This is a genomic window from Herbaspirillum frisingense GSF30 (genome assembly GCF_000300975.2).
Classification (GTDB): Bacteria; Pseudomonadota; Gammaproteobacteria; order Burkholderiales; family Burkholderiaceae_D; genus Herbaspirillum; species Herbaspirillum frisingense.
Genome location: NZ_AEEC02000009.1, coordinates 86,822 through 107,506, shown reverse-complemented (window position 1 = coordinate 107,506; position 20,685 = coordinate 86,822). Strand labels below are relative to the sequence as shown.

General features: G+C 64.0%; 22 protein-coding genes. 8 read left to right on the top strand and 14 right to left on the bottom strand.

Features of this window, described 5'->3' with window-relative positions; genetic code table 11:
* The first annotated feature begins 219 nt into the window (after positions 1 to 219).
* Entirely contained in the window at positions 220 to 672 is a 453-nt protein-coding gene (locus tag HFRIS_RS08740; RefSeq protein ID WP_006462937.1) for a hypothetical protein, read from the top strand.
* 229 nt (positions 673 to 901) lie between these two features.
* Here HFRIS_RS08740 and ybiB read toward each other — a convergent pair whose 3' ends face one another.
* Complete coding sequence (gene ybiB, locus HFRIS_RS08735) at positions 902 to 1,954, bottom strand: DNA-binding protein YbiB (protein ID WP_039875073.1); 1,053 nt, start codon at positions 1,952 to 1,954, stop codon at positions 902 to 904.
* 130 nt (positions 1,955 to 2,084) lie between these two features.
* Here ybiB and tsaD point away from each other — a divergent pair, with 130 nt between their 5' ends.
* Positions 2,085 to 3,128: a tRNA (adenosine(37)-N6)-threonylcarbamoyltransferase complex transferase subunit TsaD gene (gene tsaD / locus HFRIS_RS08730; RefSeq protein WP_006462935.1), complete on the top strand. Its 1,044-nt coding sequence runs from the start codon at positions 2,085 to 2,087 to the stop codon at positions 3,126 to 3,128.
* A gap of 62 nt (positions 3,129 to 3,190) precedes the next feature.
* Here the strand turns inward: tsaD and HFRIS_RS08725 are convergent, their stop codons facing one another.
* The 6 genes from HFRIS_RS08725 to HFRIS_RS08700 all read right to left on the bottom strand — a co-directional run bounded on the left by HFRIS_RS08725 (position 3,191) and on the right by HFRIS_RS08700 (position 6,688).
* A complete protein-coding gene (locus tag HFRIS_RS08725; protein ID WP_006462934.1) occupies positions 3,191 to 3,496 on the bottom strand; it encodes a HigA family addiction module antitoxin in 306 nt (101 codons plus the stop codon).
* Between the two features lie 41 nt (positions 3,497 to 3,537).
* Positions 3,538 to 3,807 (bottom strand): type II toxin-antitoxin system RelE/ParE family toxin, encoded by a 270-nt coding sequence (locus tag HFRIS_RS08720; RefSeq protein WP_006462933.1) that lies wholly within the window; start codon positions 3,805 to 3,807, stop codon positions 3,538 to 3,540.
* A 209-nt stretch (positions 3,808 to 4,016) separates the two neighbouring features.
* On the bottom strand, positions 4,017 to 4,634 hold the full coding sequence (gene plsY / locus HFRIS_RS08715) for a glycerol-3-phosphate 1-O-acyltransferase PlsY (protein WP_006462932.1): 618 nt from the start codon (positions 4,632 to 4,634) through the stop codon (positions 4,017 to 4,019).
* Between the two features lie 33 nt (positions 4,635 to 4,667).
* A complete protein-coding gene (gene ybaK / locus HFRIS_RS08710; RefSeq protein ID WP_006462931.1) occupies positions 4,668 to 5,168 on the bottom strand; it encodes a Cys-tRNA(Pro) deacylase in 501 nt (166 codons plus the stop codon).
* A 77-nt stretch (positions 5,169 to 5,245) separates the two neighbouring features.
* Positions 5,246 to 6,169 carry a site-specific tyrosine recombinase XerD gene (gene xerD / locus HFRIS_RS08705; RefSeq protein WP_006462930.1) on the bottom strand — a complete coding sequence of 308 codons (924 nt, stop codon included), beginning with the start codon at positions 6,167 to 6,169 and terminating at the stop codon, positions 5,246 to 5,248.
* A 9-nt stretch (positions 6,170 to 6,178) separates the two neighbouring features.
* Positions 6,179 to 6,688, bottom strand: coding sequence for a methylated-DNA--[protein]-cysteine S-methyltransferase (locus tag HFRIS_RS08700; RefSeq protein ID WP_006462929.1), 510 nt, complete (start codon positions 6,686 to 6,688; stop codon positions 6,179 to 6,181).
* A 99-nt stretch (positions 6,689 to 6,787) separates the two neighbouring features.
* Between HFRIS_RS08700 and HFRIS_RS08695 the strand changes: the two genes are divergently transcribed.
* The gene (locus HFRIS_RS08695; RefSeq protein ID WP_006462928.1) at positions 6,788 to 7,441 is read left to right on the top strand and encodes a VOC family protein; all 654 of its coding nucleotides are present in this window, start codon (positions 6,788 to 6,790) and stop codon (positions 7,439 to 7,441) included.
* 517 nt (positions 7,442 to 7,958) lie between these two features.
* Here the strand turns inward: HFRIS_RS08695 and HFRIS_RS08690 are convergent.
* The 3 genes from HFRIS_RS08690 to HFRIS_RS08680 all read right to left on the bottom strand — a co-directional run bounded on the left by HFRIS_RS08690 (position 7,959) and on the right by HFRIS_RS08680 (position 10,941).
* Positions 7,959 to 9,239: a TRAP transporter large permease gene (locus tag HFRIS_RS08690; protein WP_006462927.1), complete on the bottom strand. Its 1,281-nt coding sequence runs from the start codon at positions 9,237 to 9,239 to the stop codon at positions 7,959 to 7,961.
* Entirely contained in the window at positions 9,236 to 9,796 is a 561-nt protein-coding gene (locus HFRIS_RS08685) for a TRAP transporter small permease (protein ID WP_006462926.1), read from the bottom strand. Before HFRIS_RS08685 ends, HFRIS_RS08690 begins: the two co-directional genes overlap by 4 nt.
* 128 nt (positions 9,797 to 9,924) lie before the next feature.
* On the bottom strand, positions 9,925 to 10,941 hold the full coding sequence (locus HFRIS_RS08680) for a TRAP transporter substrate-binding protein (protein WP_006462925.1): 1,017 nt from the start codon (positions 10,939 to 10,941) through the stop codon (positions 9,925 to 9,927).
* A 221-nt stretch (positions 10,942 to 11,162) separates the two neighbouring features.
* Here HFRIS_RS08680 and HFRIS_RS08675 point away from each other — a divergent pair, with 221 nt between their 5' ends.
* From HFRIS_RS08675 to HFRIS_RS08665, 3 genes are read left to right on the top strand one after another with little or no spacing between them, the layout of a single operon-like run.
* Positions 11,163 to 13,190 carry a two-component system sensor histidine kinase NtrB gene (locus HFRIS_RS08675; protein WP_039875071.1) on the top strand — a complete coding sequence of 676 codons (2,028 nt, stop codon included), beginning with the start codon at positions 11,163 to 11,165 and terminating at the stop codon, positions 13,188 to 13,190.
* A gap of 49 nt (positions 13,191 to 13,239) precedes the next feature.
* Positions 13,240 to 13,830 carry a response regulator transcription factor gene (locus HFRIS_RS08670; protein WP_006462923.1) on the top strand — a complete coding sequence of 197 codons (591 nt, stop codon included), beginning with the start codon at positions 13,240 to 13,242 and terminating at the stop codon, positions 13,828 to 13,830.
* Position 13,831: 1 nt separating this feature from the next.
* A complete protein-coding gene (locus HFRIS_RS08665) occupies positions 13,832 to 14,722 on the top strand; it encodes an AEC family transporter (protein WP_006462922.1) in 891 nt (296 codons plus the stop codon).
* A 124-nt stretch (positions 14,723 to 14,846) separates the two neighbouring features.
* Here HFRIS_RS08665 and yfiB read toward each other — a convergent pair whose 3' ends face one another.
* The 4 genes from yfiB to queG all read right to left on the bottom strand — a co-directional run bounded on the left by yfiB (position 14,847) and on the right by queG (position 18,695).
* A complete protein-coding gene (yfiB, locus tag HFRIS_RS08660; RefSeq protein WP_006462921.1) occupies positions 14,847 to 15,365 on the bottom strand; it encodes an outer membrane lipoprotein YfiB in 519 nt (172 codons plus the stop codon).
* Positions 15,362 to 16,627, bottom strand: a complete 1,266-nt coding sequence (gene dgcN, locus HFRIS_RS08655) for a diguanylate cyclase DgcN/YfiN (protein ID WP_039875029.1) — start codon at positions 16,625 to 16,627, stop codon at positions 15,362 to 15,364. The genes yfiB and dgcN overlap by 4 nt, the downstream gene beginning before the upstream one ends.
* The gene (gene yfiR / locus HFRIS_RS08650; protein ID WP_006462919.1) at positions 16,624 to 17,145 is read right to left on the bottom strand and encodes a regulatory sequestration protein YfiR; all 522 of its coding nucleotides are present in this window, start codon (positions 17,143 to 17,145) and stop codon (positions 16,624 to 16,626) included. Before yfiR ends, dgcN begins: the two co-directional genes overlap by 4 nt.
* 419 nt (positions 17,146 to 17,564) lie before the next feature.
* Entirely contained in the window at positions 17,565 to 18,695 is a 1,131-nt protein-coding gene (gene queG, locus HFRIS_RS08645) for a tRNA epoxyqueuosine(34) reductase QueG (protein ID WP_006462918.1), read from the bottom strand.
* A gap of 57 nt (positions 18,696 to 18,752) precedes the next feature.
* Here queG and tsaE point away from each other — a divergent pair, with 57 nt between their 5' ends.
* Complete coding sequence (tsaE, locus tag HFRIS_RS08640) at positions 18,753 to 19,238, top strand: tRNA (adenosine(37)-N6)-threonylcarbamoyltransferase complex ATPase subunit type 1 TsaE (RefSeq protein WP_006462917.1); 486 nt, start codon at positions 18,753 to 18,755, stop codon at positions 19,236 to 19,238.
* Positions 19,202 to 20,557 (top strand): N-acetylmuramoyl-L-alanine amidase, encoded by a 1,356-nt coding sequence (locus HFRIS_RS08635; protein WP_039875026.1) that lies wholly within the window; start codon positions 19,202 to 19,204, stop codon positions 20,555 to 20,557. Before tsaE ends, HFRIS_RS08635 begins: the two co-directional genes overlap by 37 nt.
* The last annotated feature ends 128 nt before the right edge of the window (positions 20,558 to 20,685 follow it).

The window sequence follows — 20,685 nt, the reverse complement described above, 5'->3', positions numbered from 1 at the left end:
AAACGGTTGTCCCACCATCGCATCGGAGACCTGCGCATGGCCCCCTTCCCGTTCGGCGCAAAGCCGCGACCGATCTGCCTTTCCGGCATCCCGCGAGGATCTCGCGCAGGGCGATGGCGAGGCTTTCCTGACCAGTGAGCATAAATCACGTTTGCTGCGTAACTCACCCCAAATGCAAACGTACCCCGGAAAGCGCTACGTCAAAGTACCTTCGAAACCATGGAAACCGCCAATCAAAAATTCGCAAAGCGCTTGCGCACCGCGATGGAAAAAGCAGGATACGAACCCAAGCCCGCCGTTCTGGAACGGGAATTCAATCTGCGGTACTGGGGCAAGCCGATGACCCTGCACGGCGTACGACGCTGGTTGCTGGGCGAGTCGATGCCCAAGCAGGACAAGCTGGAGACGCTGGCCGAATGGCTCATCGTCACTCCCCAGCACCTGCGCTTCGGCGAAGAGATCGGCAAGCGCATCGACAAGCGCCGCGCCCGCTGGGAAGAAGCCATCGGCTACCGCGAGCGCGAAGCCTTCGAGGCCTTCATCAATCTGCCGGCGCCCCAGCGCAAGATCGTCAAGGAAGTGATCTTCGCCTTCGCCCAGATTGCCGCCCACGCACCGGAAAAGCTCGTGGCAGCCGCCAAGACCACCGCCCGCCGCCGTCCGCGCACCTGAGCCCAGCACTCCCAAGTCCCTCCGAATCACGATCCCGACTCCCCAGGGATCTTCATCCGGGTCTTTTCCAGCCTGCCCTCATGGCCGCATTGCCGGCAATTCTTCCCGATTTTTTCCTGACCATTGCTGACCGCCACGCCTTGTTTGCGCCCTGGCGACGGGCTGCCAATTCGTCAGCTTCCCGCCCCACAGGAGCCGCTGTGGCGAAACGCCCACGCCGCAGACGATGTCAGGAAATATTTTTGCGCACCCGTGCGGCCACGTCGACACAGTGATCGACCTGCTCGGCGATGGCCTGCGGTACAGGACGGCGGCCATCAAGCACCTCGTTGATCCAGCGCGCCGTGGCCAGTGCATCGCTACCTTCGGGCAACTCCGGCACATCCTCGGCCACGCTCTGCTTTTCTACCAGCACGGTGCGCGTGCCACGGCTGAACCAGTCGATGCGCTGGGCGCGCCGGGCATTGGCCACGGTCTCGCCCTCGGTACCGCGCATCAGGAAAGCATCGCCGCGATCATGCGGTGCAGCGTTGCCAAAATAGTCGCTCAACATCTCCAGATACTCGGGATGGGTGTACGACGTCAGACGCAAGGCCGGCTGCGCAAACGGTTGCATGATCTTCACCAGGGTATGCGTGGAGTTGCGCACCCCCAGGATACGGCGCATCTCCAGCAGTCGCGCGATGGACGGAGCCAGTGCGGCAATCGGGATGAAGGCCGGTTGTCCGGCGGTCATCAGCGCTTCAGCCTGGGCGCCGGAGGCCGCGTGGGCAATGCCCAGTGCACTGAATATCTCGGCGCTGGTCAGGCGCTGTGGGTCGCGGGTCACGCCGTGCATGAGCACCGGCACGCCCCGGCGCACCAGCAGCATGCACAGCAGCGGCGTAAGGTTGGCCATCTTGCGCGACCCGTTGTAGCTGGGCAGGACCACAGGTGCGTAATCGCCAGCAGGCGCGCGCAATGGCGTGAAGGACGCTTCGGCGGCCGCCAGGAAACCGGCGATCTCCTGGACCGATTCGCCCTTGATGCGCATGGCCAAGAGGATCGCGCCCAGCTCCAGGTCGCTGACGCGGCCCTCGAGCATGGCCTGGTACATGGCCTGGGCATCGTCACGGGAGAGGCTGCGCGCGCCATCCTTGCCGCGGCCGATCTCCTTGATGAAGGGCGCAGCAACGAAGGGGGTGGCGACCACCGGGGCGGCCAGCGCGGCGGCAATACCCGGGGCAGCGCTGGCAGGCTCGACGGCCGCAGCCGGAGCAGGAATGTGGGCATCGTTTTGCATGGCCGAAGGGTACACCAAAAGCGGTGCCTGCCGCAGCCGGCAGGGCCAGCGGCCGGGCTTTCCATTACAATAGCGCCTTTGCCGCGCACCCCACCCGTCGGGGACCGGCCGCTTCATTGAGTCCATCCCCATGCTAGTCCTCGGCGTCGAATCCTCCTGTGATGAAACCGGCCTCGCTCTGTACGACACCGAGCGCGGCCTGCTGGCGCATGCCCTGCATTCGCAGATCGCCATGCACCAGGAGTACGGTGGTGTCGTCCCCGAGCTGGCCTCGCGCGACCACATCCGGCGCGCCATTCCCCTGCTGCGGCAAACCCTGGCGGACGCCCATGTGCAAGCGCAGGAGATCGACGCCATCGCCTACACCCAGGGACCGGGACTGGCCGGCGCGCTGCTGGTCGGCGCGTCCGTGGCGTGCGGACTGGGCCTGGCACTGGACAAGCCGGTACTGGGCATCCATCACCTGGAAGGGCACCTGCTCTCGCCGCTGCTGGCCAGCAAGCCGCCGCGCTTTCCTTTCATCGCCCTGCTAGTCTCGGGCGGCCATACGCAATTGATGCGGGTCGATGGCGTGGGGCGCTATGAACTGCTGGGCGAAACCCTGGACGACGCTGCCGGCGAAGCCTTCGACAAGTCGGCCAAGCTGCTGGGCCTGGGCTATCCGGGTGGACCGGCCATCTCGCGCCTGGCCGAGTTCGGTGACCCGGCCGCATACCAGCTGCCGCGCCCCATGCTGCATTCCAAGAATCTGGACTTCAGCTTCTCCGGCCTGAAGACCGCGGTGCTGACCGTGGTCAAGCAGCACGGCAGCAGCAGCGCCAATATCTGCGAGCAGGACAAGGCCAACATCGCACGCGGCTTCGTGGACGCCATCGTCGACGTGCTGGTGGCCAAGTGCATGACCGCGTTGAAGCAGACCAACCTGAAGCGCCTGGTGATTGCCGGCGGCGTGGGTGCCAATGCCCAGTTGCGTGCTGCCCTCAATGCCGCTGCAGCCAAGCGCCGCTACGAAGTGTTCTATCCAGAACTGCAGTTCTGCACCGACAACGGCGCCATGATCGCCTTTGCCGGCGCCATGCGCCTGCGCGAGCAACCCGATGCGGCGCGCAAGGAATATGGTTTTGGCGTACGGCCGCGCTGGCCGCTGGATGAGCTGCGACCGCCACAAGGCTGAGCCCTGCGCGGCCACATCGGCGGCCATATACCCTGCGATGTGCGTGACGTGATGCCGGTCGCTCAGGCCTCGACAGCGAGCGGCGTGATGGATCTGGCGATGGCCTTCCCCGCCGAAATTTCAGCCATCCGAAGGTCATAGGCAGACTGAAGGTTCAACCAGCCCTGCGCCTCGCTTCCAAAATAGCGCTCCAGACGCAGGGCCGTGTCGGCGCTGACCCCGCGCTGCCCCTTGAGAATTTCACTCAGGCGCGAATAGGGCACATGCAGTGCCATCGCCACCGCGCGCACGCTCACGCCCAAAGGCTTGATGTAGTCTTCAAGCAAGACCTCGCCAGGGTGGACGGGTCGCATGCCATTCTTGAACATGATGCACTCCAATACGTTAGCTCAGAACCCGATGATCGCGCTCAATGCGGATCTTCGATCAGGACGTCATAAGGCCCATGCGGGCCCCATCGGAAGGTAAGGCGCCACTGTTCGTTGATCCGCACATGCCAGGCGCCGCGGTACTCCTTCAAGTCGTTTCCGGGCGGTGCTTTCATGAAGTTCACCGACGGCGCCGCATCCAGTTGCGCCAGCTTGCGTTCGGCCACGGTCTTGATGTTGGCGAAGCGACGACTCTTGCCCGTGATGAACAGGGCCTCCGTATCAGGGCAAGAGAAGGATTGGATCGACATCCGAAAATGTTATCTGTTAACCGGATAACAGTCAAATCCTGCCGGGATTGGCAGGCGTCTTCGAGCACGACCGGCTGGCACCGATGAAGCGCAACAGAGCCTGGCATCGCAAAAACAGGAAGGGCCGCAATCTCCATTGCGGCCCTTCCTGTTTTCGGGGAGTGGCAAGCGGCATTTGCAGCCTGACTTGTCCGCCCTACTTGCCCAACCTATTTGCCGGCCTTCTTCTTGCTCCCGATCTTGCTTTCCTTGCCGGCCAGCAGGTTGCCGATGTTCTTGCGATGGCGATAGATCAGCAGTGCCGCCATCGCGACCACGGCCAGCAGGATGCCGTCGGTGGTGCCGAACAGCAGGCCGTAGTAGAACGGTGCGAACAGGGCCGCTACCAGCGCTGCCAGTGAGGAGTAGCGGAAAGCGAAGGCCACCACCAGCCAGGTCGCCAGCGTGGCCAGGCCCAGCCAGGGGTCCAGCGCCAGCAGGATGCCCAGCGCGGTAGCCACGCCCTTGCCGCCCACGAAGCGGAAGAACACCGGCCACAGGTGACCCAGGAAGACGGCCAGCGTGACCAGGGCAATGCCGGTGTCATCCACGCCATACTGCGGCCCGAACTTCTGCGCCAGCCAGACCGCCAGCCACCCCTTGAAGCCATCGCCCAGCAGGGTCAGTGCCGCCGCCTTCTTGTTGCCGCTGCGCAGCACATTGGTGGCACCGGGATTCTTGGAACCGTAGGTGCGGGGATCGGCCAGTCCGAAGACCTTGGACACCACCACCGCAAAGGACAGCGAGCCGATCAGGTAGGCCGCGATGGCGAAAAGGATGTTGTACATGAATGCGTTCTTTCTCTTGTCTCTGGGTTCTTGTCAGGGCGCATCAGCCAGGGCGCACTGCACCGCCTTGGCCGGCAACACCTTCAGGAGGACGGCGGGGTCGATGCCCACCAGGAAGCCGCGCCGGCCGCCATTGATGTAGATCTTGTCGAGTTCCAGGATGCTGGCTTCCACGTAGACCGGCATGCTCTTGCGGGTGCCGAAGGGCGAGGTCCCACCGATCAGGAAGCCCGAGTGGCGATTGGCCACCTCCGGTTTGCAGGGCTCGACCGACTTGCAGCCGATCTGGCGTGCCAGGTTCTTGGTGGAGACCTTGCAGTCGCCATGCATGAGCACCAGCATCGGCTTGGCCGCCTCATCCTGCATCACCAGGGTCTTGATGACGGCATGCTCGTCCACGCCCAGCTCGCGCGAGGACACCGAGGTGCCGCCATGCTCCTCGTAATCGTAGGGATGCTCGGTGAAGGTCACGCCCTGCTTGCGCAGGAATTGCGTGGCGGGGGTTTCGGAGATGTGTTCTTTCTTGGCGCTCATCGGTGTTCTTCCTGACGGCTGCCTGACCGGCCCAGCAGGCCGGCCGGGCCGTCATGGGCGCACATTATGCCGCAAGATCAGCCGCGGGGGTGATGTGCGGCATGCAGTTGCTTGAGCCTCTCGCGCGCCACGTGGGTGTAGATCTGGGTGGTGGAGATGTCGGCATGGCCCAGCAGCAGCTGTACCACGCGCAGGTCGGCGCCATGGTTGAGCAGGTGAGTGGCAAAGGCGTGGCGCAGCGTGTGCGGTGACAGGCGCACCGTGATGCCGGCCTGCAGCGCATGCTTCTTGATCAGGGTCCAGAACATCTGGCGCGTCATCGGCCCGCCGCGTGCGGTGACGAACAGGGCATCGTCGACCTGGCCCTGCAGGATCTGCGGCCGCCCCTCGGCCAGGTAGCGGGCAATCCAGGCGCCGGCCTCCTCGCCGAATGGCACCAGCCGGGTCTTGTCGCCCTTGCCGGTCACCCGCAGCACGGCCTCGTTCATACCGACTTCGATGCTCTTCAACAGCACCAGCTCCGACACCCGCAAGCCGCTGGCATACATCAGCTCGATCATGGCGCGGTCGCGCAGCCCGAGGGGCGTGGACACATCGGGTGCGGCCAGCAGGGCCTCGACCTGGCCTTCCGACAGGGTCTTGGGAAAACGCTGCGGCTGGCGCGCCGAGCGCATCTTCAGGCAGGGATCGGCGGCCACCCGGTTCTGGCGCAGCGCCAGCTGGAAAAACCGCTTCAACACCGCCAGCCGGCGATTGGAAGAACTGGGCTTGGTCTGGTCGTGACGGGCCGCGAAATAGGCATGCAGGTCATCGGCCTGGGTCTCATAGAGCGACTTGGCGTGCTCATGATGCAGCCAGTGGGCGTACAGGGTCATGTCGCGCCGGTAAGCCTCCAGCGTATTCTTGGACAGGCCGTCTTCCAGCCACAGGCTGTCGCAGAATTCGTCGATGGCCTCGCGGCTGGCGGCGGGCGCTTCTATCTTCGGTGTGGTGCGTCCCATGCGAGTCCGTCAGTATCCGTGCACGCCTTCGTGGCGCAGCAACCAGCGCTTGACCTCCAGGTGGAAGCCGTCGACGTCGTCATGATGCGAAAACCCGCCCAGGCCGCCGGCTGCGGTGACCCGATGACAAGGAATCACCAGCGGATACCAGTTGGCGCCGCAGGCCTGCCCGACCGCACGCGGGGCGGACTGGATGTGCTTGGCAACCTGGCCATAGGTCTGGACCTGGCCGCAGGGAATGGCGGCGATGGCCTGCCAGACGCGTTGCTGGAAGGCGCTGCCCACCGGAGCCAGCGGCAGCTTGAAGCGAAAGCCCGGATCGGCCAGGTAACGCCGGATCTGCTGCACGGCCTTGGCCGCCACCGGATCGGCGGCATCCTTCTCGGCGTAATGCGCCGGCAGGTAGACCATCTCGACCAGCGCCCCGGCCTGGGTACGGATGCCCATGCCGCCAAAGGGCGTATGCACCACGGCGGAAAACAGCGCGGTCAGGGGCGATTCGGTCTGGAGCTGGGTCATGGGCAAATGGGCCAAATGCGATGGAGGCCTATTTTAAGCAATTCAGGCCCCGGCTTGATACCATCGGGCAAAACAGAGGACAACACTTCAGGAGACCGCATGACACAGGCGTCGCCCCACACCGAACCGGACCACCTGGTGGTCACCGCCCCCAGCCTTGAAGCCGGCATGGCCTGGCTACAGCAGCAACTGGGCGTCTCGATGGCGCCGCGCATCGGCGGACAACATGAGCGACTGGGCACGCACAATGCCCTGCTGTCGTTGGGTGCGGGCTTCTACCTGGAGGTGATCGCCATCGATCCCGCCGGCAGCACTCCTGCTCGCCCGCGCTGGTTCGGCATGGACGAGCTTGTCGCGGATGCGCCGCCGCGCCTGGCCCACTGGGTGGCCCGCACCGACGACATCGAAGCGGCGGTGGCCGCCAGTCCCATTGCCGTCGGCGAGATCACGCCCATGAGCCGCGGCACCCTGGCCTGGCTGATCACCATCGCCGCCGACGGCCGCCTGCCCTGCGCAGGGCAGATGCCTTCCCTGATCCAGTGGCACAGCCAGCCGCATCCGGCCAGCGCCCTGCCCGACCTCGGCTGCCGCCTGCAACGACTGGTGCTGAGCCATCCGGCGCCGACCGAACTGGGCGCTGCCCTGGCGGCCGTGGGGATGGAGGATGCACGCATCGTGCTGCAGGAAGGAAGGCAGACCGCCATCGAGGCCGTGATATCCACGCCATACGGGGAACGGGTGCTGCCGGGCTGAGAGAGCCCCTGAAGAGAGCTCCTGGAAGGGATGTGGAAAAAATATAAACCGTATAAACCGTATAAACCGTACAAACCGTATGAACTATCTGCTTACGGTTGGCACAAAGAAAAAAGGCGCATCCTCGGATGCGCCTTCAAAATACTCCTGATGCATTCCCGGCCGTTTGAACGGCTTCAATCGAATGCACGTCTCCTCAGTTTCCCGGTATCGATACCGTTTGTTATGCACCACCCGCTTTGTATTCGGTGCTGCCCGCCTGCGCCCGCGCCGATGTGTCGGTAGGGTCGCCGGTGAGGCGCGTACATCAACAACTCACTAGAAAAACATCACTGCAAAACTCGATTGCCAGGACGGCAAATGCACGGTGCCGATTCAGCAAAGCCCGCACTTTAGCAGCACTCTGCGCGGTTTCAAAGCACTTTTTCAGGGCAAAACCAACATACTTTCGAGCAACTTAACAGACATCCGACAAAATCGGCACCATCGTAGTGCGTGGTGCCGATTATCAGTGACGTCAGTTGTAGATCAGGTTAGGCAGCCACAGCGACAGTGCCGGCCAGTAGGTCACCAGCATCAGGAAGCCGAGCATGGTCAGCAGCCACGGCATTACCGCGATGGTCAGCTCGGTAATGCCCATCTTGGTGATGCCCGAGGCCACGTACAGGTTCAGACCGACCGGCGGATGGCACATGCCCACTTCCATGTTGACCACGATGAGAATGCCGAAGTGCACCGGATCGATGCCCAGCTTCATGGCCACGGGGAACAGGATAGGCGCCAGGATCAGCACGATCGAAGACGGCTCCATCACGTTACCGGCCAGCAGCAGCAGGACATTGACCACCAGCAGGAAGGTGATCGGACCCAGGCCGGAGTCGGTGATCCATGCCGCCATCGCCTGCGGGATGTTTTCGCTGGTCACGAGGAACGAAAACAGCACCGCGTTGGTGATGATGTAGAGCAGCATGGCCGACATCGAGGCCGAGTCCAGCAAGACCTTGGGCACCTGGCTCAGGCGCAGGTCCTTGTAGACGAACACCGAGATGAAGAAGGCATACACCGCGGCCATGGCAGCCGCTTCCGTGGGCGTGAACACGCCGCTGTAGATGCCGCCCATGACGATGACGATCAGGAACAGGCCCCAGCCACTCTTGCGGAAGGCCGCGAACCGCTCGGCCCAGGTGGCCTTCCTCAGGCGCGGGTAATTGTTCTTGCGCGCCAGGTACCAGGTGGTCACCCCCAGCAGGAAGGCCAGCAGCAGACCCGGCACCACACCGGCCATGAACAGCTTGCCCACCGACGTATTGGTCGAGACCGAATACATCACCATCACGATGGAAGGCGGGATCAGGATGCCCAGCGCACCTGAAGTGGTGATCACGCCCGCGCCGAAGCGGTTGGGGAAGCCCTGCTTGACCATCGCCGGCAGGATGATGGAGCCGATCGCCACCACGGTGGCCGGCGAGGAACCGGAGACCGCCGCGAACAGCGCGCAGGCCAGCACGCCGGCCAGCGCCAGGCCACCATGCCAGTGCCCCACCATGGAGGTGGCGAAGTTGATCATGCGCCGCGCCACGCCGCCATGGGTGAGGAAGTTGCCGGCCAGGATGAAGAAGGGGATCGCCATGATCTCGAACTTCTCGATGCCGGTGAACAACTTCAGCGCCACCGACTGGATCGGCACGTCGGTCATGGTGAAGAGGAAGGTCAGTACCGTCAGGCCCAGCGAGATCGAGATCGGCATCCCGGTCAGCATCAGCCCGAACAGCAGGACGAAAATGATCAATGCATTCATGCTTTACCTCCGCTGGTTTCTTCGTCCAGACCTTCCACGTGGGAATGGTCATGCTTGGGCAATTCGCCGGTCCGGTGGAAATTCCACGCGACCTGGAGGAAACGGAAGCACATCAGATAGGAACCCAGCGGCACGGCCAGGTAGACGATCCACATCGGCACTTCCAGCACTTCGGAGGTACTGTCGTGCTGGGCGATGTCATAGACGAACTCGGCGCCGAAGGTGCCGACGATGCCGGTGAAGAGGGCGCCAGCGAACAGGCCGAAGAGCACGAACTTGTTGCGCCACGGGGTGTTGAGGCGATTGATGAGCACATCGACGCCGACGTGGATGCCGGTACGCACGCCATAGGCGGCGCCGAACTTGGCCATCCACACGAACATGAAGATGCACAGCTCCTGCGCCCAGCTCATGTTGATCTGGATGAGCTGGTCCTGTAACCAGGGAATGTCGAGGCCGGAGGCGTAACGATGCACCACGGCCACGAAGATGATGAAGGTGGCCGCGGCCATGAGGAACGCGATCAGCCACTCTTCCAGATGGTCGAGTAACTTCATGGAATCTCCTTGCGCCGGCAGGCCGCTCCCATGCTGGTAGCGGCCGCTGGCTTAGCTTGTTCTGATTGTTTTAGAGGGTGGCGCGGCGCACGCCGGACGGGCGCGCCGCGCACAGGTACCGAGCCCGATTACTTCTGGCCCAGCGCTGCCGATTCCTTGTTGACGGCGTCGATCAGCTCCTTGCCGATACGGCTGGCCATCTGCTGCTGCACCGGCAGCAAGGCCTTGCGCCATTCGGCCTTCTCGGCATCGGTGAGACGGTAGACGGTGGTCTTGCCGGTCTTTTCCACGGCTGCCAGGGCGGCATCGTTTTCCTGCTGGGCGATGGCATTGGCGTACTTGGTCGCGTCCTTCATGGCGCCTTCAAGCTGGGTACGAACGTCGGCCGGCAGGCCATCCCAGAACTTCTTGTTGACGATCACGGCATAGCCCAGATAGCCGTGGTTGGACACGGTCACGTGCTTCTGCACTTCGTGCATCTTCTGGGTATAGAGGTTCGAAGGCGGGTTCTCGGTGCCATCCACCACGCCGGTCTGCAGCGCCTGGTAGACCTCGGAGAAGGCCAGCACCTGCGGGTTGGCGCCCAGTGCGCGCATCTGCGCGTCCAGCACCTTGGAGGACTGGATGCGCATCTTCAGGCCGCGGAAGTCGGCCGGATGATGCAGCGGCTTGTTGGCCGACATCACCTTGAAACCGTTATCCCAGTAGGCCAGGCCGGTAATGCCCTTGGGCTCCAGCTTCTTGAAGAGATCCTTGCCGATGGGGCCTTCGGTCACGCGGTAGAGCACGTCCTTGCTGGGGAAGATGTAAGGCAGGTCGAACACCTCGAACTCCTTCACGCCCAGCGGGCCGAACTTGGCCAGCGACGGGGCCAGCATCTGCACGGCGCCCAGTTGCAGGGCTTCCAGTTCTTCCTTGTCCTTGTACAGGGTGCTGTTGGGATAGACCTCGACCTTGACGCGGCCCTTGGTGGCCTTCTCGGCCAGCTCCTTGAAGCGCTCGGCGGCCTTGCCCTTGGGTGTGTCGTTGGCCACCACGTGGCTGAACTTGATGATGATGGGCTGCTGTGCGAAGGCGCTCGCAGTCAGGCCGGCGTTGACGATGGCAGCGGCCGACATGGCCAGCAGGATGGACTTCAGTTTCATGCGTGTCTCCCCAGTGAGGTATGAATCGTTTTGGTGGTGTACTTGTTTTTGTAGTGGCTCTGCTTGGCGCGGGCCAGATTATGCCCGCGCATTTTGCTCGGTGTCACCAAAATGGGGCAAGTGTGGATAACCACAATGCTCCCCGAACCACACTTCCCTGCATTTTCCCGCCGCCCGGGATGCTGGCGCTCGCCCCGGGCGGCAGCTACACTGGCGGCGACATGAAAACCATCCCGCCTCCGCCGATCTCGCCCCAGCCCAACGCCGCCTCGCAATTGCAGGCCTCGGGGCGCAAGACCACCATGCGCTGGCTGATTCCTTTCCTGCTGCTGTGCCTGTTCCTGGCCACCCTGATCTGGTTGCCGCGCCAGGCCCAGCAGATGGAGGCCAGCGAACGGCTGGAGCAGTTGATCGCCGATTCGCTGTGGGTGGAACAGGCGATCCGTTTCCAGCTGAGCCGCGACGACGAAAGCATGCGCATCATCGGACGCGAGATCATCACCGGCCGCCTGAACCAGGACCACTTCCGCAGCCGCCTCAATGCGCTGCTGCGCAACAACCGCGAGTTCTATCGCGTCACCTGGTTCAATGCCGAAGGGCGGCCGGTGGCCTCCACCGACGACTTCCCCATCAGTCGCAACGATCTCTCGCAGTCCTCGCTGATGACCGGTGACCGCGCGCGCCAGATGCACCGCCCGCTCTACAGCCCGCCTGCCGTGCCACCGGGGATCGCCGAACCGATGCTGATGGACTATCACGTGCCCCTGTTCCGCGACAATCATTACGTCGGCAGCCTGGTGGCCAGCTACGCGGTGGCGCGCATCCTCAATGAAATGGTGCCGTGGTGGTTCGCCCAGGACAACGAGATTTCGCTCACCGACACCGACGACAACGTGGTGGCACGCCGCACCTCGGGCGGCCCCGGCCTGAATGTCTACACCCACCGCCGCGAACTGGAACTGCCGGGCCTGACCCTGGTGCTGCACACCAACAGCACCAAGAGCGCGCCCAAGCTCTTGCCCAACCTGCTGGTGGGGTCCGTGATCGTGCTCTCGCTGGGCCTGCTGTGGAGCCTGTGGGCGCTGTGGCGGGATATCACCCGTCGTACCAAGGCCGAGAAGGCCCTGCTGAACGAGGCGGTGTTTCGCGCCGCGATGGAAAACTCGCTGGTCACCGGCATGCGCGCACGCGACCTGGAGGGACGCATCACCTATGTCAATCCGGCCTTCTGCAAGATGGTCGGCTTCGCCGCCGAAGAACTGGTGGGCAAGATCCCGCCCATGCCCTACTGGGCGCCGGAAGCCATGGACGAATACCAGGAGCGTTTTTCCAACGTCCTGGCCGGACGCGCCACACCGCAGTTCGAGACCATTTTCCAGCGCCGCGACGGGGAGCGCTTCCCGGTGCTGATCTTCGAGTCTCCGCTGGTCGACCAGGACGGCAAGCAGACCGGCTGGATGGGCTCCATCCTCGACATCTCCGAACGCAAGCGCGCCGAAGACCTGAACCGCACCCAGGAAGAGAAACTGCAGGCCAGCGCCCGCCTGGCCAGCATGGGCGAGATTGCCTCCACCCTGGCGCATGAACTGAACCAGCCGCTGGCGGCCATTTCCAGCTTCACCACCGGGGCGCTGAACATGATGCAGCAGGGCCAGGCCGACCCCAAGGCGCTGCAGCCGGCGCTGGAAAAGATCCACGCCCAGGCGCAGCGCGCCGGCCACGTGATCCGCAGCGTGCACCAGTTCGTCAAGAAGCGCGAACCGGCGCGGCAGCGCCTGCAGGTGAGGCAGCTGATCGACAACGTGACACCGCTGATCGAACTGCAGGCCCAGCAGTTCTTCGTGGTGTTGCAGTTGCAGGTGCCCCGTTCCCTGCCGCCTATCCTGGGGGACCAGGTACTGCTGGAACAGGTGATCCTGAACCTGACCCGCAATGGCATCCAGTCCATGGCTGCCGTGCCCTCAGCACGCCGTATCCTGCGCGTGACGGCCGAGCTCACCCGCAACGACGATGGTGTGGAATCGGTCACCGTCTCGGTAATCGACCAGGGCCACGGCATTGCCGAAGACGTGGCTGCGCGCCTGTTCTCGCCCTTCTTCTCGACCAAGGCCGAGGGCATGGGCATGGGCCTGAACATCTGTCGCACCACCATCGAATTCCACGGCGGCACGCTGACTTACACCGATAACCCGGCAGGCGGTACAATCTTCCGGTTTTCGCTGCCCGCCCAGAGCGGCCAGCCACAATAAAGAGACCGCCGCCCCACGGCCCCACTGATCTGGCCCCCCCCGCACACCAATGCTGCACATAGTCGACGACGAAGAAATCATCCGCGATTCGCTGACCTGGCTGGCGCGTTCCCGCAACATCGCCGCCACCGCCTATGAAGGTGGTGCTGCGGTCCTGACCGCCCTGGGAGCGGCCGGCGGTATCGATGCCGAAGGGGAATGCCTGCTGCTGGACGTGCGCATGCCCGGCACCAGCGGTGTGGCGCTGTTCAATGAACTCAAGACCAAGGGCCTGCTGCACCGGCGCCCGGTGATCTTCCTCACCGGCCATGGCGACGTCCCCATGGCGGTGGACATGCTCAAGAACGGTGCCTTCGATTTCTTCGAGAAGCCCTTCAACGACAACCAGTTGATGGACCGCGTGCTGGAAGCGTTGGCCAGCTCGCGTGCCGGCGGCGCCGAGGATGCCGTCCAGGGCCGCCTGGCGGCGCTTTCTGCACGCGAACGCGAGGTGCTGGAGCTGATCCTGGCCGGCAAGATGAACAAGGTCATCGCCGATGAACTGGGCATCAGCATGCGCACCGTCGAGGTCCACCGCGCCCACATCTTCGACAAGATGAATGTCAAGACCGCCGTCGAACTGGCGCGGCTGCTCAAGTAAGGTGGAAATCCTCAATCTCCTGCTGCCGGACTTCAGCCTGATCGTGCTGGGGGTACTGGTCTATCGCATCTCCAACTGGGGTGACGAATTCTGGGCCGGCATGGAAAAGCTGGTGTACTTCCTGCTCTTCCCGGCGCTGCTGTTCTATTCCACCGCGCGCCTGAAGGTCGACCTGGGGGTCACCGGTGGCCTGGTGCAGACCGGGGTGCTGTCGCTATTGGCCGGCATCGTACTGACCTGGCTGGGCAAACCCCTGCTGCGGGCCACGCCGATGACCTACGAATCGGGCATGCAGTGCGCCTATCGCTTCAACTCCTACATCGCACTGGCGCTGGCCACCCGCATGGCCGGCGAGGAAGGGGCCGGCCTGATGGCGATCCTGTTGGGCTTTGGCGTCCCGCTATGCAATATCGCGGCGGTCCATGCGCTGGCCCCGAAGAACAGCAACCTCTTGCGCGAACTGGCCAAGAATCCACTGCTGGTGGCCACTGCCGGCGGACTGACGTTTTCAGCACTGGGGCTGCACCTGCCGGAGGCGGCATCGGTGGTGCTCTCGCGCCTGGGCGCGGCCTCCATCGCGCTGGGCCTGCTGATGGTGGGTGCCGGCCTGCGCCTGTCGGGGCTCAAGGAAAGCAAGCTGGTGGTGGGTTGGTTCATCCTGATCAAGCTCTTCGCCGTGCCGCTGGTGGCCTACCTGATCGGTCGCCATCTGCAACTGCCCCCGCTGCAGTTGCGCATCGTGGTGCTGTTCTGCAGCCTGCCCACCGCCTCCAGCGCCTACATCCTGGCCGCGCGCATGGGCGGCAATGGTCCCTTCACGGCTTTCCTGATTTCCTTCGGCACGCTGCTCTCGGCGCTGACCATTCCGTTCTGGCTGGCGCTGGTGCATTGATCCTGCCGCACCAGGCCAGCCCTGCGGCTTATCGCAGCGGCCGCACGATGATGCGGTGCGCGGTCACTTTCTCGATAGCCCCGCGTGAATACAGCAGCGGGAAGCAGCGCGCCGTGCAGGTGGACTACTGCGCCGGGACCACGATCACGACCCGGCGATTTTCCGCCCGGCCGGCCGCGGTGCGGTTGTCGGCGATCGGCTTGCTCTTGCCCAGGCCACGGGTGGCAATGTGATCCCGGGCGATCCCGATGCTGGCCAGCGCATCGGCGACGGCGTCGGCCCGCTGCTGGGACAGGCGATTGTTGTAGGCATCGGCGCCGGTATTGTCGGTATGACCGTCCACCCGTAACTCGGTAATGTCCACCGAAAGCAGCGCGCGCCCGATCTTCCCCACCGCCGTGCGGCTCTGTTCGGTCAAGGCGTAATCATCGACCGCAAAGAGCAGCTTGTCGGCAAAACTGAGCTCCCAGCCCTCGTCGGTGAGATGGAAACCCTGCTGCTGCAACAGGGCGACCTGGGACTGCGTGAGGCCGGCCTGGGGCGCGGCGGGAGGCGGCGTCTGGCATCCGCTCAGGAGCAGGGTGCTCCCCAGCAGCATGGCCGCCAGCAGGCGTGAGAAGAGAGAAGAGGTAGCGAGCGTCATGATTGGTTTTCCTTGTTCATCTGATCTTGGAGCGCGAGCTGATACGTGCCACGCTGTGTGTTCTTGGCCCGGTACATCGCCTCGTCGGCCACTGCCAACACCGTTTGCGCGGTGCTGCCGTGCTCCGGGAAGATGGCGATGCCGATGCTCAACGACGTGGCGATCACCTCGCCGCCCGGCAGGACGATGGGCAAGCGCATCTCGGCCAGGATCTTGGCGGCGATCTGCAGCGCATCGTCGCGCTGCCGCAATTGTCGCAACAGCACGGCGAATTCATCGCCGCCCAGGCGCGCGACCAGGTCGTCTTCGCGCAACTGGCTCTTGATGCGGGTGGCGATGGTCACCAGCACATGGTCGCCGGCGGCATGGCCGTAGGTATCGTTGATCTGCTTGAAGCGGTCGCTATCGATGAAATACACCGCCGCCAGGTTGCCGGTCAGCCGCGCCAGCTGCACTGCGCGCTCCAGCTGCTCCTCCAGGAAGGCGCGATTGCACAGGCCCGTGAGACTGTCGTGACTGGCCTGGTAGGACAGGCTGGCATGCTCCTGCTGGACGTGGATCTGCCAGGCTTCCAGTTCATCGAGCAGGGCATTGAAGTCTTCATTGAGATCGTGGATCTCGGCGATCGCCGCCGGCCCGGCGCGCAGGGCGAAACTGCGTTCACGCCGCACGCCGTGGGCGATGCGCGCCAGCTCGTGCAACGGTCCGCTGATGCGGTGCTGCATGCGGCGCGCCAGGCGCAGCGCGATCACGGTACTGATGACCAGGCTCAACAGCACGCACAGCAGGCCGGTGCTGATGAACCGCAAGGGACCGCTTCCGCGCGGCACCAGGTGGATCTGGCCTATCCTGGCCTGCTCCCGGATGATGGGGTAATCCAGTGCCGGCGGCAGGATCCAGCCCGCCAGCATCTGCTCCAGCAGTGGCACCGTGCCGCCCGCATGACGCGTCCAGTGCGCCAGCGGCTGGTCGTTGCGACCGGTGAGCAGGACTTCGTCGATGTCCTCGTTGCGGCCGATCAGGGCGATGGCCTCCCCGGCCGCCGCGGCATCCCCGAACACCACGGCCGCCTCCACCGTGTAGCTCATGGAACGGGCGATGAGGCGCAGGTTCTGCTCGGAATAGAAGCGCAGCGCGAACAAGCCGGCCACCGTAATGGTGAGCCCGACCATGAGTGCCGTCACCAGGGCCACGATCAGGTGGGCCTTGCTCAGGACGCTGTCCAGGGCAGGACGTGCCATCGGAATGGGCTCGGAATTCATGGCGACGGTTTGCGGCGGGCGAGTTGGAGAACGCTGGGATGAACACGCAGCCCGCTACGCGCGATGGCATCCAGGTTTGCATCGAAGGCGATCTGCTTGTCCCGTGACTTGAGGCAGAACATGGAACCGGTGTCGCACGACACGTCCGCCTCGGTAAAGCTCAGTACCGGATGATCCACGACCTGCGGCAGCAGCTTGCGATAGTCGGCTTCGGACAACTTGCCGATGTAGACCAGCCGGCAGCCCTCCAGTGCGGCGGCGGTGAGGTCGGTCACCAGGCGCGGCGTGATGCGCTGACCGGGCGTGGACAGACGCTCCTCGGTGAGCTCCTGGGCATACCGCGTGAGACCGACCAGGCATAGTTGCAGCTGCGGCTGTGGCTGCGGCCAGCGCACGTAGCTGATGATGCCGGCCACCACCCGGGCAGTATCGGCCGCACGACCTGCGTCATCGGGATCGCCCTGGGCGTAAGACGGCAAGGCGCCTGCCACCATCAGCCACGACAATACGGCCAGCAAACACCGCCTCACCCGGAGCAGACCCGGCTGCACGGCATCGGCCGTGCGGAGAAAGGGGGCAAGCCTGTTTGCGGGCGCTGTCATCGGCATCATGGTGTGGGTCGGGATGATGAGGGGGCAGAGGCGCATGGATGGACTGATCAGTCACGCAGAATGCTTGATTTCCGATAAAGATAGGTATTGTCAATTCAATAATTAAATTGGACCTCATCAGGACAAGCTCGTCAATGACTAATTAGCGTGACGCCTCGCTGCCGGGGGATTGACTGAAGGAAAGACAGGCAGCAGAAAGCCCTTCCAGCCCGCCACGAAGGCCCGTCATGCATGGATGGGCCTGAACGCAACAGCCTTGCAGACGGGCAGTGGCGGGCAAAATCGGGAATCGACCGGATTCCCTCGGCGTGGAAATCCGGTGACGTTCAGGCCGCTCCATGCCGGGCCAGCGCCCACGCCACATGCTCAACCACTAACGCCGAAGGATGAGACAAGCGCGTCCGCAAGGCCGCCACGATGGCCGCATCGCCCCGGTGCGAGGGCGAATCGGCGGCATTGCCCAGGCCCACGGCCAGGTTGCGCAGCCAGCGTTCATGGCCGATGCGGCGGATCGCGCTGCCCTCGGTGTTCTTCAGGAACTGCTCTTCGCTCCAACCGAACAGGTCGACCAGGCTGGCGCTGTCCAGGCCATGGCGCGGGTCGAAGTCGGGCAGGCTGGCGCGCTGGGCGAACTTGTTCCAGGGGCAGTAGAGCTGGCAGTCGTCGCAGCCGTAGATGCGGTTGCCGATCAGCGGCCGCAGGTCGGACGGGATACTGCCCTTCAATTCGATGGTGAGGTAGGAGATGCAGCGCCGCGCATCCAGCTCATACGGGGCGACGATGGCCCCGGTCGGGCAAGCCGTGATGCAGGCGCTGCACTGGCCGCAGTGCGGGGTGACCGGGTCATCGACCGGCAGCGGCAGATCGGTCAGCATCTCGCCCAGGAAGAACATGGAACCGGCCTCCCGGTGCAGCAACAGGGTGTGCTTGCCGCGCCAGCCCAGCCCGGCCTTTTCGGCCAGGGCCACTTCCATGACCGGTGCCGAATCGGTGAAGACGCGGTAACCGAAGCTACCAATGCGCTCCTCGATGCGGGTGGCCAGTTGCTGCAGACGGGCGCGCAAGACCTTGTGGTAGTCGCGCCCGCGTGCATAGATCGAGACCTGGGCCGCCGACGGGTCGCCGCTGCGGGCCTCTTCCCGGGCGCGCCAGTCGGCCTGGCCGGGGTCGGTAGCGGCCGGCAGATAGGGCATGCGCACGCTGACCACGCGCACCGTCCCCGGCACCAGTTCGGCCGGCCGCGCCCGTTTCAGGCCGTGGCTTGCCATATAATCCATCTCGCCGTGGTAACCCTTGTCCAGCCAGGCCTGGAAGCCCGCCTCCCGGTGCGACAGGTCGACATCGGCGATGCGCACCTCGGCAAAGCCCAGTGCACGGCCCCAGTCCTTGATGGCAGCGGCCAGGGCAGCCAGGCTGGCGGAGTCGGCAAGATCGACAGGGGTGGCGTGAGCAGGCATGAAGCGATTGAACCAGTAAACAAGTCATCTCGGATGACGTAACAAACCAGGATGTATATGCAGCGACTCCACCTCCACCTGCCCGACGAAACCGCCACCGCGCGCCTGGGTGCCGACCTGGCGCAGGTGCTGGCACCGGGCCTGGCGATCTACCTGCACGGCGACCTGGGCGCCGGCAAGACCGCGCTGACGCGTGCCTTGCTGCATGCAGCGGGCTATTCGGGGCGGGTCAAGAGCCCGACCTACACCCTGGCCGAACCCTATGAAGTGACACTCGCAGGGCGCATGGTAACAGTCATCCACTTCGATCTGTACCGCATGGCCAGCCCGGAGGAATTCCTCGATGCCGGTTTCCGTGAACATTTCAACGAAAACTCCGTCTGTATCGTCGAATGGCCCGAAAAAGGCGATCCGGTGTTGCCGCCGCCGGACATCCACGTCAACCTGTCTCTTGCAGGGAACGGTCGTGATGTAGAATTGCGTGCGTTGTCCGACAAGGGTCATCAATGCCTCGCTCGACTGAAATTCGCCCCCAACCTGTGAAGTCCAAAAGCCGCCGCACCATCCTCAAAGCCGGCGGTGCGCTGTTCGTCTCCGTCGTCACTCCCCTGCCCGCCCTGGCCTCCCAGATCCTGGCCGTGCGTGTCTGGCCGTCCGACGACTACACCCGCGTCACGCTGGAAAACGACAGCGACCTGAAGGTCACCCACTTCGTGGTCAAAAACCCGGAGCGCCTGGTAGTGGACATCGAGGGCATCGACCTCAATTCCACCCTGAAGGACCTGGTCGCCAAGATCCAGCCCAACGATCCCTATATCAAGCAGGTACGCGTGGGCCAGAACCGGCCCAGCGTGGTGCGCCTGGTGTTCGACCTGAAGGATGAAATCAAGCCGCAGGTGTTCACCCTGGCCCCGGTGGGCGAATACAAGTATCGCTTCGTGATCGACCTGTATCCGTCCAACCCGCCGGACCCGATCGCCGCCCTGATCCAGAAGGGCGACTGGAACAAGGAAGCCCCGGCCACCCCGCCGCTGGCGCAGGCACCGGCGCCCAAGCCGGACCCGGTACCGCTGGCAGAAATCAAGCCACAACCGGACGACAAGAGCGATCGCAATCCGCGGGTGGTCCCGGAAGAGCCGCGCATGCAGCTCACCCGCATGATCACCATCGCGCTGGACCCCGGCCACGGTGGCGAAGACCCCGGCGCCACCGGCGCGCGGGGCAACCGCGAGAAGGACGTGGTGCTGTCCATCGCCAAGCGCCTGAAGCGCAAGATCGAGCAATACCCCAATATGCGCGTCATGCTGACCCGCGACGCCGACTTCTTCGTGCCGCTGGGCCAGCGCGTGGTCAAGGCGCGCAAGGTGCAGGCCGACCTGTTCGTGTCGATCCACGCCGATGCCTTCGTACAGCCCACCGCACGTGGTTCGTCGGTGTTCGCCCTGTCGGAGAAGGGTGCCAGCTCGACGGCGGCACGCTGGCTGGCCAACAAGGAAAACTCGGCCGACCTGATCGGTGGCGTCAACATCAAGACCCATGACCGCCAGCTGGCCAGCGTGCTGCTGGACCTGTCGACCACCGCCCAGATCAACGACAGCCTGCGCGTGGGCAATGCGGTCTTGAAGGAAATCGGCGGCATCAACAAGTTACACAAGGGCGCGGTGGAACAGGCCGGCTTTGCCGTGCTCAAGGCTCCGGACATCCCCAGCATCCTGATCGAGACCGCCTTCATCTCCAACCCGGAAGAAGAAGCCAAGCTCACCGACGAGCGCTATCAGGACCAGATGGCCGACGCCATCCTGACCGGCATCCGCAACTACTTCGCCAAGAACCCGCCGCTGGCCAAGAACAAGCTGACCTGAACCCGGCGCCCGCCGCTGATGCCGTTCAGTCAGGTACTGAACGGCATTTTTATTTCATATTTGTCATTGGTAGCGGTCAACCGTACCTGCAGCCCCGCTGACCGCAACACACCTGCCTTTCGAGGCAG

Coding starts and splice junctions, on each gene's coding strand:
- HFRIS_RS08740 (WP_006462937.1), top strand. CDS start 220: ATGGAAACCGCCAATCAAAAATTCGCAAAGCGCTTGCGCACCGCGATG.
- ybiB (WP_039875073.1), bottom strand. CDS start 1,954: ATGCAAAACGATGCCCACATTCCTGCTCCGGCTGCGGCCGTCGAGCCT.
- tsaD (WP_006462935.1), top strand. CDS start 2,085: ATGCTAGTCCTCGGCGTCGAATCCTCCTGTGATGAAACCGGCCTCGCT.
- HFRIS_RS08725 (WP_006462934.1), bottom strand. CDS start 3,496: ATGTTCAAGAATGGCATGCGACCCGTCCACCCTGGCGAGGTCTTGCTT.
- HFRIS_RS08720 (WP_006462933.1), bottom strand. CDS start 3,807: ATGTCGATCCAATCCTTCTCTTGCCCTGATACGGAGGCCCTGTTCATC.
- plsY (WP_006462932.1), bottom strand. CDS start 4,634: ATGTACAACATCCTTTTCGCCATCGCGGCCTACCTGATCGGCTCGCTG.
- ybaK (WP_006462931.1), bottom strand. CDS start 5,168: ATGAGCGCCAAGAAAGAACACATCTCCGAAACCCCCGCCACGCAATTC.
- xerD (WP_006462930.1), bottom strand. CDS start 6,169: ATGGGACGCACCACACCGAAGATAGAAGCGCCCGCCGCCAGCCGCGAG.
- HFRIS_RS08700 (WP_006462929.1), bottom strand. CDS start 6,688: ATGACCCAGCTCCAGACCGAATCGCCCCTGACCGCGCTGTTTTCCGCC.
- HFRIS_RS08695 (WP_006462928.1), top strand. CDS start 6,788: ATGACACAGGCGTCGCCCCACACCGAACCGGACCACCTGGTGGTCACC.
- HFRIS_RS08690 (WP_006462927.1), bottom strand. CDS start 9,239: ATGAATGCATTGATCATTTTCGTCCTGCTGTTCGGGCTGATGCTGACC.
- HFRIS_RS08685 (WP_006462926.1), bottom strand. CDS start 9,796: ATGAAGTTACTCGACCATCTGGAAGAGTGGCTGATCGCGTTCCTCATG.
- HFRIS_RS08680 (WP_006462925.1), bottom strand. CDS start 10,941: ATGAAACTGAAGTCCATCCTGCTGGCCATGTCGGCCGCTGCCATCGTC.
- HFRIS_RS08675 (WP_039875071.1), top strand. CDS start 11,163: ATGAAAACCATCCCGCCTCCGCCGATCTCGCCCCAGCCCAACGCCGCC.
- HFRIS_RS08670 (WP_006462923.1), top strand. CDS start 13,240: ATGCTGCACATAGTCGACGACGAAGAAATCATCCGCGATTCGCTGACC.
- yfiB (WP_006462921.1), bottom strand. CDS start 15,365: ATGACGCTCGCTACCTCTTCTCTCTTCTCACGCCTGCTGGCGGCCATG.
- dgcN (WP_039875029.1), bottom strand. CDS start 16,627: ATGAATTCCGAGCCCATTCCGATGGCACGTCCTGCCCTGGACAGCGTC.
- queG (WP_006462918.1), bottom strand. CDS start 18,695: ATGCCTGCTCACGCCACCCCTGTCGATCTTGCCGACTCCGCCAGCCTG.
- tsaE (WP_006462917.1), top strand. CDS start 18,753: ATGCAGCGACTCCACCTCCACCTGCCCGACGAAACCGCCACCGCGCGC.
- HFRIS_RS08635 (WP_039875026.1), top strand. CDS start 19,202: ATGCCTCGCTCGACTGAAATTCGCCCCCAACCTGTGAAGTCCAAAAGC.